This is a genomic window from Pseudoalteromonas sp. Angola-7, from assembly GCF_028599255.1.
Taxonomy (GTDB): Bacteria; Pseudomonadota; Gammaproteobacteria; order Enterobacterales; family Alteromonadaceae; genus Pseudoalteromonas; species Pseudoalteromonas atlantica.
Genome location: NZ_JAQREL010000005.1, coordinates 67286 through 87328, shown reverse-complemented (window position 1 = coordinate 87328; position 20043 = coordinate 67286). Strand labels below are relative to the sequence as shown.

The following is a 20043-nucleotide window of genomic DNA, read 5'->3' as shown; positions in this document are numbered from 1 at the left end:
GTTTTTATATTATGGCAAGTCTCTAGCTTGTAACGCAGGTATTGAAATAGGTTTTATAAAGCGAAAATTGGGTTTGAAGTTGATTAACGAACCCAAAGAAGTGCCAGTATGCTTGCAGCATTAATCAAAATTAGGAAAGTTATATTAAAGAACCAGAGCTGAATTATAATTTTGACGAACCTAGAACTTATGAGATAAAAATGAAAAACAACATCGACAATGACGAAATAAACCTACGAGAGATTTTTACCTTTATTTGGCAAGGTAAGTGGATTGTTATTGCTATAACCTCTTTGTTTGCTGTGGCATCTGTGTTGTATGCGATTAACCAACCTAATATTTATAAATCAGAGGCGTTACTTGCACCTGCAGAACAAGACAAAGCAGGTGGCTTAGGCGCATTAGCTGGTCAGTTTGGTGGTTTAGCAAGTTTAGCGGGAGTTAACTTAGGCGCTAGTGGTGGGATTGATAAAACGCAAATGGCCCTTGAAGTATTAAAATCACGCCAATTTACCAGCGAGTTTATCCAAAAACACAATATATTGCACGACTTAATGGCAGCAAAAACATGGAACCGCGAAACTAACACAGTTATGTATGACCAAGAGCTTTACGTGGCAGAACAGAATAAATGGGTTCGCGAGGTTGAGTTGCCATTTACGCCAGAACCCTCAATGCAAGAGGCTTATAAAGAATTTAGTCAAATTGTGAGTGCAAATAAAGATAAAGAAACTGGTATGGTTCAAATAACCATAGAGCATGTATCACCTTATGTTGCAAAACACTGGGTAGATTGGTTAATACAAGATATAAATGCCACTATGAAACAGCGCGAAGTGCAAGAGGCAAACAAAAGTACTGAATTCTTAACTAAGCAATTAGAGCAAACTAAAATAGCTGATATACGTGCTGTTTTATATAAACTTGTGGAAGAGCAGACAAAAACTATTATGTTTGCTAATGTACGCGACGAATATGTATTTAAAACGATAGATCCTGCAGTAGTCCCAGAGAAAAAATTTAAACCTAAAAGGGCTTTAATTTGCATTTTTGGTACAATACTGGGCTTCGTACTTAGTCTTTTAATTATGTTTTTCTTCTCAAGCATAAAAAGCTTCTATTCAAAGTTGTGAGTCTTTTTTTGTGAACTTAAAAACTATAACTCAGTACTCCTTAGGTCCAGTAGGCTCAGCCTTACTTGGTTTTGTAACTTTACCTATGATTACATGGCACTTCAGTCCTGATGATGTTGGCAGACTCAGTATGCTATTCATTGCTCAGAGTTTTATTATGATTTTGTTTTCGTTAGGTTTAGATCAATCATACATTCGGTATTACTACTCTTCAAAAAATGTTGGTCAATTATTTAAGGACTGTATTACACCTGGCCTAACCTTATTTATAACTATATCACTAATTTTATATATATTTGATCCAACATTACTATCTTTTATATTATTTGGTATTCAAGATTCAACACTAACTTCATTGACATTAGTATGTATCTTAGTCACCTATTTGCAACGGTTTTTATCATTAATAATACGAATGCAGGAAAATGCATTTCTGTTCTCATTAAGCCAGTTTTTACCTAAGGTATTCTTCTTAATTTATTTTTTATTAATAATCTCATTTGAAGGCGCTTCAGGTTTCTTATATTTGCTATTAGGACAGTTAGTTTCAAACCTTTTAATGTTTTTATATTTATTATATGAAAATAAAGAAGAGATTTATAAAGCAATATCAACAAAATTCTCTCTTAAAGATTTTTCTGAATACTTTGTTTATGGATTACCTTTAAGTATAGGGGCTTTAGCTTATTGGGGGCTAACAGCGGCAGATAAATTCTTTCTGAGAGCCTATTCTTCATTGAACGAATTGGGGGTTTACTCAGTGGCAATTAGTTTTGCTACTGCAGCTATAATATTTCAAAAGGTATTTACAACAATATGGACCCCTTACGTATATAAAACAATAAATGATAGATATGATGATAGCGAAATTAGGAATATAAATAAATATGTGGTTTTATTTGTTGTGGTCATAATGTCGTTGCTAGGTGGGGGGAGCTGGCTAATTGATTATGTTTTACCATCAGAATATACCTCAGTTAAATATTTAGTACTGCCGTGTATGTTAGCACCATTATTTTATGTACTATCTGAAACAACTGTGGTCGGATTGAATATAGTAAAAAAAACTAATTACTCAATGTTAGCCTCTATTTTTGCCTTTATTATGAACGTGGTCGGTAACTACTTCTTGGTGAAAATGTATGGTGCGTATGGAGCTGCTATAAGTACAGCAGTATCTTTTTGGATTTTCCTCGTTCTACGGACTGAGTTATCATGTTATTTTTGGAAGAGTATACCACGAACTAGGCTATATATATTAACCCTACTTCTCTTGATAGCATCAATAGTGACAGTGATTGTAACAAGCTTATTTATAATATTAATTTGGTCAGCTTTATTACTGTTTGTAATGATATTTTTCTATAAGGATTTCTTAACCGTGTTTTCGCTTATAAAGAACAATAACCATAAAAGAAAAGGGGATTAAATGAAAGTTTTTTTCTTTGGCCAAGCAACAGGTGGAAATGCATTACTGTGGTTTAATTTCTTAAATAATAAATTTAAGAGTAATAAAAACCTCGATATTACATTCTTGGCAAGAACACTTTGTACATTAAAGTGTTCGTTTAAAGTGTTTTCTCCTTATGGGTACAAAAAGTTACCCAAAATAATTCAAAAGCTAAGAAATAAAGCTGCTTCCTTATTTCTACTTGATCTCTACTTAGCTTTTCTTAGAAGGAAAGGTATACAAGATTTATTAATCTTACAAGGGAATTATACACCAACAAGTAATATGAAAGTATTAATGAAGATACCATATAAAACTTCAATCTTGAATATTTATGGTAGTGACTTCTATCGAAAATACCTCAGGAAAGAGCTTAATAATAATGAGCTAAAACAATTTGTTCAGGTCCTTAATAAAGTAGATGTAATTCATTGTAATTGGCATACAACTAAATATGACTTTTTAAACGAGTTCCCGCAGTTCAGTGATAAAGTAATTTGTTGTCCATGGGGAGCTGATTTAGATTGGTATAAATATGGTATGAAACCCCGAAGTGAAAATGATAACAAAGTGTTTTTATCTACAAGAGCACTCCATTCATATAATAATGTAGAGTTAGTAGTTGAGGCATTTTGTAGAGCTTTTCCTAGCGATACTAATCACCGGTTACATGTAGTAGGTGCATATGGTTGCGATCCTACAGTGCTTAATAAAATACATACTCTTATTACAGAATATAACCATAGTAAAAATATTAAAATTGAGATAGATAAATGGTACGAAGGTAGAGATTTAATGAATCTATATGATAGTGCGGATTATAATGTTTGCTTTGGTTCTACAGACCAACTAACAATAAGTATAGTTTACGCCTTCTTACGAGGTATTAAAAATATACTTTCGCCTCTAGATAATTATCACTACCTTAATCAGTTAGGTTTCAAAACCCAGTGGATTTGCAAAGATATTTCAGTAGAAAGCTTGAAAAATACGTTCCTTTATTTGGTTGATAATTCATTTGAAAAAAGTGATATAAAAAATGATGAGAAATTAGCGCGAAAAGTTTTTAATTTGGAAACAGTGTTTAATCAGTATGTGGAAAAGATTGATGAAAAATGATACTAGTTCAAGTCATATAACATTATTAGATATCTTAATTAAGGCTTCTAATAAGCTTAATTTTTCACTAGATGCTATAAAATCAGGACATAATGGACCCTATGGAGATAAAGAAACAAAAGCTCGAAATGTTGCCCACTGGGTAATAATTCTCAGCTGTATTTATAAAGAAACCAATGAAAAAAAATATAAAGAGTTTACTTATCAAGCTATAGAATTACTCTTATCAGAGCAGTTCCGCCCAATGAAAGCAGCATTTTATTGTAGGAAAAATCCTATGAAAGATTTCTCAAATGGTGTCATGGGACAGGCATGGATCATGGAAGCATTAATTTATTCGTCAAAAGTTTTCAATGATGTTGAGTTAATGAAACAGGCGACTTTACTTTATAGGATGCATTCATTTGACAGTAGACGAAGTCTTTGGAGAGTTCTGAATGTGGAGGGGTCTTTTGGAGACTTCGATCAGACTTTCAATCATCAACTTTGGTTTGCATCTATAGCTGCTAAATTAGATTGTAAAACAGCAAAAGAGCAAAGTTTAAGTTTTATGGATAATGTATTAAATAATATTGAATTGTATTCTGATGGAGTGATTTTTCATAAATCTTCGATATATAATTTTAGGACAGAAAAGAACCTTGGGTTTAGCTCTATAGTCGCTTATTTATTTAACAAGTTATATACAGCGAAGATTAAAAGTTCTCTTTATTCTAAGTCCGTTGGTTACCACTCATTTAATTTAGTTGCTTTAAGTTATTTGCACTCTGAATTTAGAGAGCATACTTTTTTTAGTAGTAATAAATTTAAAAACATTATTTCCGTAATCAAAACTGAAAAATATTTAAAATCGCTAAAAAAATCTAAATATTCATATCAATATAACCCGCCGGGTATTGAAGAAGCTATAGCCTTGTCGAATATTACCTCAGAAAATGCCTCTGCAATAAAAGCGCTTGAAAGACATTTTTCAATTACAGGGATCAGTAATACAGTTGGTGTTCATGACCACCATACTAGTTTCGCTAGATTATATGAAATTGCTTTATTAGATATCGACTTAACTACACCTATCGAAATAGCTACAGGAATGGTGGCTAAGTGACAAAAGATAAAGTCAACTTTATAATATTTTTTACTGTGTTCTTTTTTCCATTATTTCCAACAGTAATGGTTAACTCTCAGGTACATATTAATATTTTGGTTTTTTTATTATCAATACTTTACTTGAAACATTATAAAAATTCAGTTGATTTTACAGGTAATAAATATGTGATTGGGTATTACCTTACACTGCTATTATTATTAAGTGTAAGTTTTATATTTGATATAGCTAATTTAGAGGTGTCTTTCGGGAGTGGATTTTCTTATTTAAGGCCATTAATGTTATTAATCGTGACAATTGCAGCTATAGATGCAGTCAAAAACTCTGATTTTGTCTGTAATAAACGGCTAGCTTTGATTGTTATTATCTCCACTTTATATGTTTTTGTTGAATTAGCTTTAAACTCACGACCATATTTTCATGAGCTGGTATTCGACCTTTATAAAAGAGAGTTTAGATTTGAACTGCTATTCTATGCTGTTAGCTTTTTTGGCACTAGCTATTATTCAGGCTATGCTTTTTTAATTCTTTTCTTTTTAGCACTAATTAACTACAACAAGTATCAAAAAACAATATTAGGCTTTTTTTTGGTGGTATTAACCTCAATTCTAGTTTTACTGTCACAAAGTAAATCAATGATTTTCTCTTTATTCATCTGTATATACTTCTATATTTTTTTAAAATCTAAGAGTCTTTCTGTTAAGTCTATTTTATTTTTTGTTCCATTTTTTATAGTCTCATTATTTTTCATTAATAAAGAGCTGATTTCTGAACTTTTATTGTCTACAGAACTTCGTTCTCTAAAATCACTAGATACACTATTAATGAATACTTCAAATTCTGGAACGTTAAATGTTAGGTTTGAGCAAATAATTTCAGCTTTTAACTCTGCCTATGAGAAGAGTATATTTTTTGGTAGTGGTTTAGGGAGGGATGAAAGTCTTGAATCACTTCCAGCAGTATACTTTTTTAGGTATGGTTTATTATCAATATTTTTTCATTATTTTATTGTTTTAGTCATTGTAATATTTTCATTTATAAAAATGTATGAATTGCGTAAATCTGATGACTTCATTTACCCTCTTGTGGTATTCTTATGGGCTTTTACTCTTCCTTTAACACAATTTAGTGGAGTAATGGTAGAAATGTCAAAGCTATCTTATATGTCTGCTCTAATGGTTGGTTATATTTTAAAATTGAGAGGTTTGAGTGCCGAATAAAGTTCTTGTTTCACTAATTATACCCTACTATAACGCTAGAGTTAGTTTGTCCAAACTATTATCCTCAATCCCTGAGTATAATTGGTTGGAGGTTATTGTGGTAAATGATCACTCGGACAATATCGAGGATATAATTGCTGAACATAAACGCTCTACTACGTTTATGCAAGAAAAAGGGCGGCGTTGGGCAGGAGCAGCACGGAATCTAGGTTTAAAAAAGTCAACGGGCCAATTTATTCTTTTTGCTGACGCAGATGATTACTTCTTAGAAGGAGCATTTGAGAAAGTTTATAGCTATTGCCACAAATCGAATGACTTAGTTTTTTTTACACCAACAAGTAAAACCGAGTCAGGAGATAGCTCATTAAGGCACTTAAGTTATAAACAACTTATATTAGATTTTCTAAAAGCTGATAAAAACACAATAAAATATAGATTTCATGTTCCCTGGAGTAAGCTGATAAGTAGAGAGTTAATAATCGATAACAACATATCTTTCGATGAAGTTATTGCTTCAAATGATGTTAATTTCTCTCTCAAGTGTTCACTTTATGCTAAGAAAATAGCTGCTACTACGGATGAAATATATTGTGTTATTGAAAGTAATAAAAGTTTAACAAAACAACTATCAGAAGAAGTTATCGATTCAAGATTCGAGGCTCTTTCACGATACAATGATTTTTTGTTATCCAAAGGAGATAATAATTTAGCTGCTATGTCTGGTCATCTGTTTTCAGCTTATAAATTTGGCTTTTATAAGTTTTTAAGTCGATATTTTTACTGTCGCTATAAGGGGTATAAGATTTTTTATAGTTGGTCTCATATTATTAGTATTATTAAGCGAAGGAAACTAGTTTAATGAAGATTTTATATTTGCATCAATATTTTGCGACTCCTTCATCTAAAAGTGGTACCCGTTCTTATGAAATGTCGAAAAGGTTTGTTAAGAATGGTCACGATGTGACGTTTGTTACATCTTCGGCGTATTTGTCTGATGAGTTTAACTTAACTAGCGGGTGGAACTATTTAGAGTTTGAAGGGATTAAACTTCATGTTTTAAACCTCAATTACTCAAATAATGATGGCTTTGTAAAGCGAATTTTCAAATTTATTAACTTTTCAATTCGTTCGACATTTAAGGCTCTAACTATTAAATCTGATGTTGTTTTCGCTACTAGTACTCCGCTTACTATTGCTGTCCCTGGCTTAGTTTATTCAAAATTTAAGACTAAGCCCCTGGTATTTGAAGTTAGAGATTTGTGGCCTGAGCTTCCGGTCGCAACTGGGGTAATAAAAAATCCACTGGTAATTAGTTTTGCTAAGTGGCTAGAAAAGTATACATATAGAAACTCTACTCGTTTGGTAGGCCTCTCTCCTGGCATGTGTGATGGCATTGCTAAGCAGGGGGTATCAAGGACCAAGATTACTTTAGCTACAAATAGCTGTGATACAGATCTTTTTGATGTCGATAGTAAAGTTGGTGAAAATTATATCAATTCTAACTTTGATTTTCTAAATGGGCGTAAGTTAATTGTTTATACGGGCACTTTTGGCTTAATCAATAATGTGGGGTTTCTTGTAGAAATTGCTAAAGAGGCGGTAAATATTGCGCCAGAGTTATGCTTTGTCGCGATAGGTGATGGTATGGAGAAAAAAGAAATAATTGAACAAGCAACAATTGCAGGAGTGCTCAATAATAATTTATATATCTTACCAGCTGTACCAAAAACGGAGGTAGTCAAGATACTTTCTGCAGCAGACTTATCACTTTCCCTTTTTGGACCTATAAAGGAAATGTGGAATAATTCGGCTAATAAACTTTTTGACTCTTTAGCTTCTCAAACTCCAGTTGCCATAAATTACGGCGGATGGCAAAAGAAATTTATACTTGAGTCGAAATGTGGCATTGTTCTTGATTATGAAAACTATAATGATTCAGTGACTAGTATCAAAAATTTCTTATTCAATGCGCAAGCATATAGCTTAGCAAAAGACAGTTGTCGTCTACTTTCTTATGAGCGTTTTTCGAGGGATATTATGGCTGAAAAGTTAGAAAGCACAATATTGGACGCATGTAATGACTAAGAGGCTTTTCGATTTTATTATTTCTTTATTTGCTTTGATAGTTTTTTCACCTCTCATGTTCTTTTTAGCTTTGCTTGTTAGGTTTAACATAGGTTCCCCAATTCTGTTTACGCAGGAGCGCCCAGGTCTTAATGGGAGAGTGTTTAAAATGCTGAAGTTTCGTACCATGTTAAATAGTACTGATAGCCAAAACCGCTTTTTACCTGATGATAAAAGGATTACTAAATTTGGTGCTTTTTTACGTTCAACCAGTTTGGATGAATTACCAGGGTTATTAAACGTACTTAAAGGTGATATGAGTTTAGTTGGTCCAAGACCTCTTCTTGTTCAGTACTTACCACTTTATAACAAAGAGCAAGCTCGCAGGCATAATGTGCGCCCAGGCATAACAGGGTGGGCTCAAGTGAATGGGCGTAACGCTATTAGTTGGGAAGATAAATTTAAATTCGACGTTTGGTACGTCGATAATCAGAGCTTTTTACTCGATGTAAAAATTCTTTTTTTAACAGTAAAAAAGGTATTTGTTCGCGAAGGTATTAGTGCTAACGGTGTAGCAACAATGCCTCTTTTCAAAGGTAGTAATAAAGAATGAAAGATATTATAGTTGTAGGTGGTGGTGGATTTGCCAAAGAAGTTATTTGGTTAGCTGATGATTGCAATCGTAAAGTTAGAGGCGTCTTAGATGATAATGTAGCTACGCATGGCCTTGAACTCCAAGGGACAAAGGTTCTAGGCAAGATAGATTCATGGAAAAAATATGCATCTGATTGTGAATTCATCATTGCGATTGGTAACCCTCGTGTACGTAAGTTAGTTACTGATAAAATGAAGCTTTTAGGTAAACCAAAGTACACCAGTTTAATACACCCAAGCGTACATTTATCAAATACCGTCAAAATTTCTGAAGGGGCGATTATTTGTGCAGGGGCAATTTTAACAACTGATATTGAATTAGGTGAACATTGTATTTTAAATCTTAATGTAACCGTTGGTCATGAGTGTGATATCAAAGATTTTGTCACAATTGCTCCTATGGCTGCCATTTCGGGAAATGTTACGCTAAATACTTTGGTTGAAGTTGGAACAGGAGCCGTTATTAGGCAGGGGCTAACCTTGGAAACCGGTTCAATGCTAGGTATGGGTGGCGTTTTAACGAAGAATATACCTGAAAGGTTTATTTTTGCTGGTAACCCAGCAAAGAAACTAAAGGAGATTGTTGAGTAATGGAAATATCAATCATCGGTTCAGGCACAATGGCAACAGGTATTACACAGGTTATTTGTAATTCCAATGAAATTACTAAGGTTAATATTGTTGCACGTACAGAAGCTAAGGCAGTTAATGTAATAGAGGTTTGTAAAAAAGGGATTAAACGCCTCGTGCGTAAGTCAAAGCTTACCGAAGCACAAGCCATTGAGGCTGTTGAAAAGTTAGAAGCCTGCACAGATTTAGAAGTAGTTAGAAATTCAGATTTGATTATAGAAGCGGTCGCTGAAGACTTTATAGTTAAAATGGAATTATTTTCTAAGCTATCGAGCTTAGTTCATGAAAATGCAATTGTAGCAACTAATACTTCTTCTTTATCAGTTACGGCTTTTGCTAGCGTGCTACTTAACCCTAAGAATGTTGTAGGGCTGCACTTTTTTAACCCTGCGCCCGTAATGGAATTAGTCGAGATAGTGGTTGGTCATGAAACATCCAGTTCTGTCGTAGACAAATTAGAATCATTCACATACATGCTAGGTAAATCACCTGTGGTTGTGCAAGAGGCACCAGGATTTGTTGTTAATCGCATGCTAATCCCTATGATTAATGAAGCTGTAAGTATTTTTTCTGAAGGTATAGCTTCCGCAGAAGATATTGACAAGGCTATGAAATTAGGTGCGCATCACCCTATGGGTCCATTAGCGCTTGCTGATTTAATTGGTAATGATGTAAATCTTTCTATAATGGAAACACTTTACTCTGAAACAGGTGATCCAAAATATAGAGCTCATCCTCTTTTAAGAAAAATGGTTCGAGCTAATCATTTAGGTCGTAAAACTAAAAAAGGCTTTTTTGAGTATTAATATATGTTAAACACCCCATTCTCTCCTTGGCCTAGCTTTACACAAGAAGAAGCCGATGCAGTTAGCCGCGTTATTTTATCAAACAAAGTAAATTATTGGACAGGTACCGAAGGCCGCAAGTTTGAAAAAGAATTTGCTACTTGGGCGGATAGTGAATATGCAGTTGCCCTAGGTAACGGTACACTAGCGCTCGACATAGCCTTAAAGGCGCTCGGATTAGGTGCTGGCGATGAAATAATCACAACACCCCGTACTTTTTTAGCATCAGCTTCCAGTATTGTAACTGCTGGAGCAACGCCTGTATTTGCTGATGTCGATCTAAATAGTCAAGCTATTACTGCTGAATCTATAAAATCTGTGCTTACTACTAAAACAAAAGCAGTTATCGTTGTTCATTTAGCCGGTATGCCAGCGGAAATGGATGAAATAATGGCGCTTAGTAAAGAACATGGTTTTTATGTAATTGAAGACTGTGCACAAGCACATGGTGCTAAGTATAAAGGTCGTTCTGTTGGAAGCATAGGGCACATAGGTGCGTGGAGTTTCTGCCAAGATAAAATAATGACTACAGGCGGCGAAGGTGGCATGGTAACAACTAACTCTAAAGAGCTATGGTCAACCATGTGGAGCTATAAAGATCACGGGAAAAGCTTTGATGCTATTTATAACCGTGAACACCCTCCTGGGTTTAGATGGTTACACGAAAGCTTTGGTACAAATTGGCGCATGACCGAAATGCAAGCTGCTATAGGTCGCATTCAGCTAAAGCGTATGGCTAAATGGACCGCAATACGTCAAGCTTATAGTAAATTGCTCGATAGCGCTGCAGAGAGTTTTGAGTGCGTAAGGTTGGTTAAAGTGCCAGAACACATCGAACATGCTCGCTATAAGCACTATATATTTCTAAAACCAGAGTGTTTGGCTAATGATTGGAATCGCGACCGTATAGTAAACGAAATTACGGAACGTGGTGTTCCGTGTTTTCAGGGAAGTTGTTCAGAGGTTTATCTTGAAAAAGCATTCGACAACACCCCATGGCGCCCAAAAAAGCGCTTACCGAATGCTGTAGAGTTAGGAGAAACGGCTCTCATGTTTCTAGTACATCCAACTTTATCGAAAAAAGAGATACAATTAACAGCTAAAGCTATAAAAGAAGTTTTAGAAAACGCCTCACTATAGTCAAACTCTCATACACAAATTTACAATAAGTAACCAAATACATAAAGACTATATAATCTTTTGCATATAGTCTTTAACTATTAAGTGCAATAGTTGTTCATCTTGTAGTAAAATTGTAACCAATATAATAGCAGTATCGCTGCTAGCTTCAGGGAAATGTATTGTGTTTTTAAAATTCTTAGTTAATTTACCTCGCCCTCAAAAAAGAGTTGTCTCTCTTGTTATAGATAGTATTTTTATTATTACCGCTTTTTGGCTCGCTTTTTTACTTAGGCTTGACAGTACCGCTGTTTTAAAAAATATACACACATGGGTACTGCTGGCAATAGTACTTCCGTTAAGCTTACTTAGCTTTGTAAAGCTTGGCTTATACAGGGCAGTTCTTCGCTATATGAACACCCAAGCTATGTGGGCTATTGTTGCAGGAGTTATACTTTCAACTGTTTATCTAACAGTTTTATCCTTTTTTATTGGCGCTCCCGTCCCCAGAACAGTACCATTTATATATGCTAGTTTTTGTATTCTATTTGTAGGTGGTGCCCGTTTAGCTGTCAGAGCTGTCGTAGGGCAAATAACAATGCGCCGTAAAGAAGGCGTTATTATATATGGCGCGGGGTCAGCTGGCCGCCAACTTGCAACTGCCTTAGCTAATGGTCCAGAGTTCTCACCGGTTGCCTTTATTGATGATGATCCTAAAAAGCATTTATCGTTAATTCAAGGTGTCTGCGTACATGCACCTTCTCAAATATCTGAAATTGCAATACAAAAATGTACAAATAAAATTTTACTTGCACTGCCAAGTACATCAAGAAGCCGCCGTAAAGAAATTCTTAACTCAATAGAAAAGTACAAGCTTCAGGTAATGACTATTCCGGGCATGGCCGATATTGTATCGGGTACTACTAACCTCGACGAAGTTAAAGATGTTGAGATAGACGACCTGTTAGGTAGAGACTCTGTGCAGCCTCGTCAGGATTTAATGTCGGCAAATATAGAAAATAAAGTGGTAATGGTAACAGGTGCCGGTGGTTCTATAGGCTCAGAGTTATGTAGACAAATAGTTAAAAATAACCCAATTAAAATAGTACTTTTTGAACTTTCTGAGTTTGCGTTATATGCAATTGAAAAAGAGCTATCAGAGTACTGTACTGTAAATAACTTAAGCATAGAAGTACTGCCTATATTAGGCTCAATACAAAATAAAAAACTGGTTGAATCAACGTTCTCTACCTTTAATGTGCAAACTGTTTACCATGCAGCTGCATATAAGCATGTACCATTGGTAGAGCACAACGTAGTAGAAGGTGTTCGCAATAATATTTACGGCACTTACAATGTAGCGACGGCAGCAATAAACGCAAAAGTAGACACGTTTGTTTTAATATCAACCGATAAAGCAGTGCGCCCAACAAATATTATGGGCACTACAAAGCGCATGGCTGAACTTGTGCTGCAAGGGTTGTCTGAGGTTCAAAATACTACACGTTTTACAATGGTACGTTTTGGTAATGTATTAGGGTCATCTGGTTCTGTTGTGCCATTATTCAGAAAACAAATTAAAGCAGGCGGCCCAATAACATTAACTCACCAAGATATTACACGCTACTTTATGACCATACCTGAAGCTGCTCAGCTTGTTATTCAAGCAGGTGCCATGGGGGTAGGTAGCGATGTATTTGTGCTTGATATGGGTGAGCCAGTAAAAATTAAAGATTTAGCAACTAAAATGGTTCACTTATCGGGGCTGGAAGTTAAGCACGAAAAGCGCCCAAATGGTGATATAGAAATAAAATGTACAGGCCTTCGCCCTGGCGAAAAACTTTTTGAAGAGCTATTAATTGGCGACAATGTTACTGGCACCGATCACCCAAGAATTTTAAGTGCACAAGAAATAAAAATGCCATGGCATGAGCTAGAGCCACTTTTAAGTAAGCTTAAAGCTGCATGTGATGAATCTGATCATATTCAAATACGTAAGCTATTACTTCAAGCGCCTACCGCTTTTTCGCCAACGGATGGTATATGTGACCTTAACTGGCAAGAAAAGCAAAATAGCCAAACCAATGTTACCGCTTTACCCAACGTAAGCGGCTCTTAAAATGGCTAGGCTGCAATAGTTTAATAATTTGCAGCCTATTTGTTTGAGCTAGTCTAACGAGTAAATGTACTTTTACATTCGGTATATATCGATTGTGTTATAGAGACCTTACTTGCTGGCATATTAAAAGCAACGCTTTTACATATTTACCAAATTGCGTGAGCAAGCTTCACGCCTACGCAGGTATTTACACATATTTTTTGAATAAGCTCTGTATTTACCTTTTACCTATCTCAATTTTAACACCTTCCTCCAACACCTCTTTATACTTACTTGCTAATGCCCGCTTTGCATCTTCATCACCGTGCACAATTTTTATATGGCTTGGCTTTTTACGCATGCCGGTTACAAATTTAACTAACCCGTTTTGATCGGCATGTGCGCTGTAGCCGCTAATGGTGTGTACCTGTGCGTTAATTGTAATGCGCGTATCGTTTATAAATACATAGCCATTGCGCGGGCCATATTTTTGTATATCGCGGCCCAATGTACCGCGGCCCTGGTAGCCAACAAACAATACATCGGTTGTTTTGTCGGGTAAAAAACGTTCTAGGTAATTAACTATTCGCCCACCACTGCACATACCGCTGGCAGCTAAAATAATGGCAGGGGTTTGGCGCGAGGCTAAATAATTAATAATAGCGATATGCTCGCTATGGGTATCAACCGTGGTTAGGTTTTCAAAGTCTAGCGGGTGGCGGCCTTTGGCTACTTTACGTTTGGCTTCTGCATCCCATAAATGTTTAAACTTAATATATTGCTCTGTAAAATTGGCAGCCATGGGGGAGTCTAAAATTACATGAATACTTCGCCAAGGCGATCCTTTAGCTGATTGATGTATTAGCTGCTCTAGCTCGTAAAGTAGCTCTTGTGTGCGGCCAATACTAAATGCCGGTACTAATACCACGCCGTTATCTGCTACTGCGCGTTCAATTACATTTTTTAGTGTTTGGGTGCGCTCTTTACGGCCTTGATGGTTTTTATCGCCGTAGGTTGATTCTATAACTAATGTGTCGGCTTTATAAGGAGGCTTTGGAGCCGGTAAGAGCGGCGTGTATGGCGCACCTAAATCACCCGAAAACACAACTCTATGGCTTTTATTATTTTTTGTATTAATGCCAATATCTATTTCCACATAAGCTGAGCCTAATATATGCCCAGCACGCTGAAATCGCGCCTTAGCTATTTGCTCGTTAGCGCAAGGTAGCACAAACCAAGTATTAAAATTAACGGCAACAATGCGCTTGTTTAACAAACTTAAGCACGCATTTATAATTTTTGTATCGCGGGTAACGCCCACCTTTAACGCATCTTCAATCACCAGTGGCAGAAAACTAGCCGAGGCAGGCGTAGTATAAATGGGGCCTTTAAAACCCGCTGCTAATAAATACGGAATGCGCCCCACGTGGTCAATATGGCAGTGCGTAACAATAAGCGCAGTAATGTGTTCAATATTAAACTCTATTGATAAATCATCTTTTGCATCTTCCCCCTGAAAAAGCCCGCAGTCTATTAGTACGCTAGTTTTATTGTTAATAACTAGCTCATGGCACGAGCCTGTAACGCCATTTACCGCTCCGTGGTGAAGTATTTTCATATTAACTTACCGAGTTTTGTTAATCCTGTATTAATAGAGTAGAACTAAAATAGCCGCCTATAAAGTACCTAGCAGTTTGTTGTTGCTTAAGTCATAAAGTGGTAACTTAACTCCTGTAAATATTATTAAAGAGTTAACTCTCTTAAATTATTAATAGCTTACATAATAAAAAATATAAAAAGCTTAAAACGAAACAGTCTAAATACATGTTTAGCATGACTTTACGTAATTTATGGTCTATAAATTGTTTAGCTTTTATGTAGTTAATAAGTGTTGCAGTATTTATGAGTGCAAGCCATAACCTTTATTTACGGGATAGTTAATGGATTTTTGGTTCCCATTGTTTATTACCTTTGTAGTTTCGCTTGTAGCAATAAAAGTGATCAATCCAATAGCAATTAAAACCGGCTTAGTTGATTTTCCGTGCGACAGAAAAGTTCACGATGGAAACATTCCCCTAGTTGGCGGCATTGCAATATACCTCTCAGTTTTAATAACCTCTGTTTTATTTATTAACCACAGCAGAGATTTAAATTTATACCTTGTAGCCTCGGCACTAGTATTATTTTTAGGCGCACTCGACGATCGCTACAGGCTATCTGTAAGAGTACGTTTGATTGCGCAAATACTGGTTGCATCGTTAATTATATTTGGTACAGAAATATACCTTACAAGCCTAGGTGCCTTGCTAGGTAATATAGAAATTAAGTTAGGTGTGTTAGGTATTGTTGTAACCATAGTTGCCATTATTGCAGGTATTAATGCAATAAACATGATAGATGGAATGGACGGCTTAGCAGGTTTACTCAGTTTAATTGCCTTTACTGCGCTAGGGTTTTTATTGAGCAGAGTAACCAGCTCATGGTTTTTGCTACCCATACTATTTATAGCAGCTTTACTTGGCTACTTAATATTTAACTTAAAGTTACACAGTTCAGTGTCTAAAATATTTATGGGCGACTCAGGTAATATGCTTATTGGTTTAACGCTTATCTGGCTTATGGTAATTGGCACCCAGCTTAGTACACCGGCCTTAAAACCGGTTACGGCACTATATATTATTGCAATCCCTTTAATTGATATGGCTGCGGTAATTATAAGAAGAGTAAAAGCAAAAAAGTCACCCTTTTTAGCTGATAGGCAACACCTACATCACCTTTTAGAAGCAAAAGGCTACAGCACAAAGCAAGCGCTTATTGTTATTTCGATTGCTGCAAGTATACTAGCGATGGTAGGCTGCATGGCGGAAGTTTACTCCGTAGCAGAATGGATTATGTTACTGGTATTCCTGTTAGTGTTTTTTTTCTATGTTCTATTTACAGGGCAAGAATGGAAAAAAATCAGTGCTCAATGTCAGTAATATCAAAGGAATATTTACGTGTTTTATAAAAGCAGACTAAAAAAATTATGAAAATAAATTTAGCTCTTACATCATTAATGCCAATTTTATTTTTACTTGGTTGCACATCTTCTCCTCCTGTTCTTCATGCTACTCGTGCCCTAATAAACGAGCCTGTGCAACAAATAAACTCAAATGTTGTGCCCTTAGAGTTTACGCAATTAATTCAAACAAAGCCCATAGGTTACCAAGGGCGTTATAAAAGTATTGAGTTTACTCTAGGTAAAAAATATACCTCAGCGCTAGGCGAGCAATGCCGCGAACTGTTTTTAAAACAAGACCAAAACTCAGGGCAAACCCGCCAAGCTATGTGTAAAAATAGTCAAACAGAACAATGGCTAATGGCACCACAAGTCATTAAAAATAAAAATAACGCTATAAGTTTTGGAGCCTAAGCCTATTTATGAAAAACCTTAACCAAAGCTTTAAATATGTTTTAAACATAATTATTAGTTCAGTGTTTATTGTAGCGATTAACGCAAACGCTGCCGAGCAAATGTCGCTAACACAGCTCGAAAACGCAGGCACAACACAAACGCAATTACCTAATGCAGAGCTGCAAAATGGCACATTTAGCAAGCAAGGTCGCTCGGGTACATTATTACCAGGTGAAATGTCAGCAGCGGAGCTTTTACCTAGCTCAGAGCAGGGGTTGCCACCGCCGTATGGTGCTAATTTATTTGCCGGCGGATACGAAAGCGAGCGCCTAGATGGGCTAAACGACGACTACACAGTAGCCCCAGGTGACAAAGTATCAATTTGGTTATGGGGTGCAATTAACCAATCGGAAGTAGTAACCGTAGATAATCAGGGTAACCTATTTATTACCAATGTTGGCCCTGTATATGTGGCCGATGTAAAAGCAAGTCAGCTAAATACCTACGTAAGTAATAAAATTAAAGAGGTATACAAAAAAAGCGTACAAATATATGTAAACCTACTTACTGCCACACCAGTAAGTGTATATATAAGTGGCAGCGTAATACGCCCAGGGCAATATGCAGGTATAGCCTCCGACAGCATTTTATACTACTTAAAACGCGCAGGCGGAATAGATTCAGAGCGTGGTAGCTACCGCTCAATAAAAGTATTACGTAACAATAAAGTAATTCAAAATATAGACCTTTACGACTTTATACTTACCGGCTACCTACCAAAATTTAATTTTAAAGATAACGACGTAATATTAGTCGAGCGCCAAAAGGCAACTGTGGTTGTGTCGGGTAGTGTACGTGCACCATTTAGGTTTGAGTTTTTAAATAATCAAGCAACCGGCGAACAATTGGCAAAATTTGCTTTACCGCTGGCAAAAGCAAGCCATGTAGGCATAGTAGGCGACAGAGCAGATGGCCCATTTTCGGTTTACTTACCCTATAACGAATTTAAAAACTTTGAGCTTAAAGATGGCGACCGCCTAATTTTTAACGACGACATACGTGCTCAAGTTATCGATATACAAGTCGAGGGGAGTTACTTAGGGCCTTCGTATTTTGCAGTTAATAAAAATACCCGCTTACACGACCTACTAGCGCATATACAAATAGATAAATCACTTGCCGACTACCAATCTATTTACATACAACGTAAAAGCGTTGCTAAAAAACAAAAAGAAATGATAGACCAATCGCTTGAGCGACTAGAACGCAGTGTATTTACAGCGCCAGCCTCATCAGATGGTGAAGCAAAAATTCGCGCTGAAGAAGGTAAAATGATTTTAGAATTTACCGAGCGTGCACGTAAAATTGTACCGCTAGGTAAAGTGGTAATTGCCGACCAAGGTCACGTTGCCAATATTAGGCTAGAACAAGGCGATGTAATACACATACCAGCAAAAACAGATTTAATACACATAGGCGGTGAAGTACTCATGCCACAGGCATTAGTGTACAACCCCAATGCCACAATAAACGACTACATAGCATGGGCCGGTGGCTACAGTGAGCGCGCCAATTACGACCAAATAATGGTTATACACCCTAACGGCATGATAGATCTTGATGCTTACGGCACCTTAAAGCCGGGTGACCAAATTTTGGTGCTGCCAAAAGTCGACACCAAATTTTTGCAATCGGTTAAAGACATAACGCAAATAATTTATCAAATTGCTATTGCGGCAAATGTGGCCACCTAAATGACCACAGTATTAAAACGTAATAACTGGGCAATATGGCGCGACGTTATATTTGCCCTATTTGTACGCGAAATCCGCACAGGCTTTAACGATAAATTAGGGCTCGCTTGGGCAGTTGTACAGCCGTTAAGTTTTATTATTATGCTTTCTTATATTCGTGGGCGGATGGATGGTGGCGAAACGCACACTGTCCCTACATTTGATTTTATGATGTATGGTTTACTACTAATTCAGTTGTTTTTAGGAACGCTCTCTAGTTGCTCCTCTTCCATCAAAAAGAATAAATCGCTATTTGCTTTTAGACAGGTACAGCCCATTAGTAGTGTGTTTGCTACAGGCTTTTTTAATTTTTTAGTTAAGATATCTGTATTCGTATGTATTTTCATATTTATGTATTTTATAGGCTTGGAAGTAAAGCTAAGCGATCCTCTTTTTATGATTCTTAATATATTTGCATTATGGGTATTTTCAATGTCATTTGGGTTACTATTTGCGATTGTACAATGTTACATACCAGAGTTTTCGAAGGTACAAGGAATATTAACAAGACCTTTATTTTTTATATCAGGCGTATTCTTTTCGTTGCAAGACGTGCCTAAAGAATATTGGCCATACCTAGATTGGAACCCTATTTTGCATGCCATAGAGTTAACACGCTATGCAGCTTACCCTACTTATGGGAATGAGGGAGTTAGCGAATTTTATTTATTCTCAAGCGCTTTTACTTGTTTGTTTTTTTCTTTGTGTGTTTACCAAGCTACTTGGAAACAGGCCGTGAGTAGGTAATGTTATGAAGCAGGAAATAATATGATTAAGCTGCAAAATATTACTAAATATTACCCCTCGGCAATAGGTAAACAATACATTTTTAAAAATGTAAGTTTTGAAATACCCAGTGGCCATAATATTGCTATTTTAGGCTCAAATGGGGCGGGTAAATCTACCTTGTTTAAAATGCTTGCAGGTAGCGAGTACCCAAATAAAGGTAAAATTATTACCGACCTACATTTGTCGTGGCCGGTTGCACTTACCACAGGGATTCACCCGCAAATGAGTGGCGCCGAAAACGCCCGCTTTATAGGCATGATAAACGGCGTAGCCGACCTAGATTTATACGTGCGCCGTGTACGCCAATTTGCAGAGCTAGGCCCAAAGTTTGATTTACCTGTAAATACTTATTCAAGCGGTATGAAACCCCGCTTAGCCTTTGCATGCTCAATAGGTATAGACTTTGACGTATACCTAATAGATGAGGTTACCTCGGTAGGCGATGCAAACTTTAGAAAAAAAACCCGCCAAGCGCTTACACAAAAAAGTAAAAATGCCAATGTTATTATGGTTAGCCACGAAATGGACGAACTACGCCATTTTTGCGATAGTGCCATAGTATTGCATAAAGGCGAGCTTACTTTTTACAACGATTTAGAGCAAGGAATTGCTCATTACCAGGCATTATAA

At 36.2% G+C, this 20043-nt stretch carries 18 protein-coding genes; 17 read left to right on the top strand and 1 reads right to left on the bottom strand.

Annotated elements, in window-relative coordinates; translation table 11 throughout:
• Positions 1-200: 200 nt before the first annotated feature.
• The 12 genes from PSH50_RS09230 (at position 201) to PSH50_RS09175 (ending at position 13458) form a co-directional block, all read left to right on the top strand.
• Complete coding sequence (locus tag PSH50_RS09230) at positions 201-1133, top strand: Wzz/FepE/Etk N-terminal domain-containing protein (protein ID WP_273609575.1); 933 nt, start codon at positions 201-203, stop codon at positions 1131-1133.
• A gap of 10 nt (positions 1134-1143) precedes the next feature.
• Positions 1144-2562, top strand: coding sequence for a lipopolysaccharide biosynthesis protein (locus tag PSH50_RS09225; RefSeq protein WP_273609574.1), 1419 nt, complete (start codon positions 1144-1146; stop codon positions 2560-2562).
• Positions 2563-3702 carry a glycosyltransferase gene (locus tag PSH50_RS09220; protein ID WP_273609573.1) on the top strand — a complete coding sequence of 380 codons (1140 nt, stop codon included), beginning with the start codon at positions 2563-2565 and terminating at the stop codon, positions 3700-3702.
• Positions 3692-4807, top strand: coding sequence for a hypothetical protein (locus PSH50_RS09215; RefSeq protein ID WP_273609572.1), 1116 nt, complete (start codon positions 3692-3694; stop codon positions 4805-4807). The genes PSH50_RS09220 and PSH50_RS09215 overlap by 11 nt, the downstream gene beginning before the upstream one ends.
• Entirely contained in the window at positions 4804-6027 is a 1224-nt protein-coding gene (locus PSH50_RS09210; protein WP_273609571.1) for a hypothetical protein, read from the top strand. Before PSH50_RS09215 ends, PSH50_RS09210 begins: the two co-directional genes overlap by 4 nt.
• The gene (locus PSH50_RS09205; protein ID WP_273609570.1) at positions 6017-6886 is read left to right on the top strand and encodes a glycosyltransferase family 2 protein; all 870 of its coding nucleotides are present in this window, start codon (positions 6017-6019) and stop codon (positions 6884-6886) included. Before PSH50_RS09210 ends, PSH50_RS09205 begins: the two co-directional genes overlap by 11 nt.
• Positions 6886-8112, top strand: coding sequence for a glycosyltransferase family 4 protein (locus PSH50_RS09200; protein ID WP_273609569.1), 1227 nt, complete (start codon positions 6886-6888; stop codon positions 8110-8112). The genes PSH50_RS09205 and PSH50_RS09200 overlap by 1 nt, the downstream gene beginning before the upstream one ends.
• The gene (locus PSH50_RS09195; protein ID WP_273609568.1) at positions 8105-8704 is read left to right on the top strand and encodes a sugar transferase; all 600 of its coding nucleotides are present in this window, start codon (positions 8105-8107) and stop codon (positions 8702-8704) included. Before PSH50_RS09200 ends, PSH50_RS09195 begins: the two co-directional genes overlap by 8 nt.
• On the top strand, positions 8701-9336 hold the full coding sequence (locus PSH50_RS09190) for an acetyltransferase (protein WP_273609567.1): 636 nt from the start codon (positions 8701-8703) through the stop codon (positions 9334-9336). Before PSH50_RS09195 ends, PSH50_RS09190 begins: the two co-directional genes overlap by 4 nt.
• Positions 9336-10181, top strand: a complete 846-nt coding sequence (locus tag PSH50_RS09185; protein WP_273609566.1) for a 3-hydroxyacyl-CoA dehydrogenase family protein — start codon at positions 9336-9338, stop codon at positions 10179-10181. The genes PSH50_RS09190 and PSH50_RS09185 overlap by 1 nt, the downstream gene beginning before the upstream one ends.
• Positions 10182-10184: 3 nt before the next feature.
• Positions 10185-11360 (top strand): DegT/DnrJ/EryC1/StrS aminotransferase family protein, encoded by a 1176-nt coding sequence (locus tag PSH50_RS09180; RefSeq protein WP_273609565.1) that lies wholly within the window; start codon positions 10185-10187, stop codon positions 11358-11360.
• A 163-nt stretch (positions 11361-11523) separates the two neighbouring features.
• Positions 11524-13458, top strand: coding sequence for a nucleoside-diphosphate sugar epimerase/dehydratase (locus PSH50_RS09175; protein ID WP_273609564.1), 1935 nt, complete (start codon positions 11524-11526; stop codon positions 13456-13458).
• Between the two features lie 217 nt (positions 13459-13675).
• Here PSH50_RS09175 and PSH50_RS09170 read toward each other — a convergent pair whose 3' ends face one another.
• On the bottom strand, positions 13676-15055 hold the full coding sequence (locus PSH50_RS09170; protein ID WP_273609563.1) for an MBL fold metallo-hydrolase RNA specificity domain-containing protein: 1380 nt from the start codon (positions 15053-15055) through the stop codon (positions 13676-13678).
• Between the two features lie 322 nt (positions 15056-15377).
• Here PSH50_RS09170 and wecA point away from each other — a divergent pair, with 322 nt between their 5' ends.
• The 5 genes from wecA to PSH50_RS09145 are packed head-to-tail and all read left to right on the top strand — an operon-like array spanning position 15378 to position 20043.
• On the top strand, positions 15378-16415 hold the full coding sequence (wecA, locus tag PSH50_RS09165; protein WP_273609562.1) for a UDP-N-acetylglucosamine--undecaprenyl-phosphate N-acetylglucosaminephosphotransferase: 1038 nt from the start codon (positions 15378-15380) through the stop codon (positions 16413-16415).
• A 47-nt stretch (positions 16416-16462) separates the two neighbouring features.
• Positions 16463-16849 carry a DVU3141 family protein gene (locus tag PSH50_RS09160; RefSeq protein ID WP_273609561.1) on the top strand — a complete coding sequence of 129 codons (387 nt, stop codon included), beginning with the start codon at positions 16463-16465 and terminating at the stop codon, positions 16847-16849.
• An 8-nt stretch (positions 16850-16857) separates the two neighbouring features.
• Positions 16858-18585 carry a polysaccharide biosynthesis/export family protein gene (locus PSH50_RS09155; RefSeq protein ID WP_273609560.1) on the top strand — a complete coding sequence of 576 codons (1728 nt, stop codon included), beginning with the start codon at positions 16858-16860 and terminating at the stop codon, positions 18583-18585.
• Positions 18586-19371 (top strand): ABC transporter permease, encoded by a 786-nt coding sequence (locus PSH50_RS09150; protein WP_004585804.1) that lies wholly within the window; start codon positions 18586-18588, stop codon positions 19369-19371.
• 21 nt (positions 19372-19392) lie between these two features.
• On the top strand, positions 19393-20043 hold the full coding sequence (locus PSH50_RS09145) for an ABC transporter ATP-binding protein (RefSeq protein WP_273609559.1): 651 nt from the start codon (positions 19393-19395) through the stop codon (positions 20041-20043).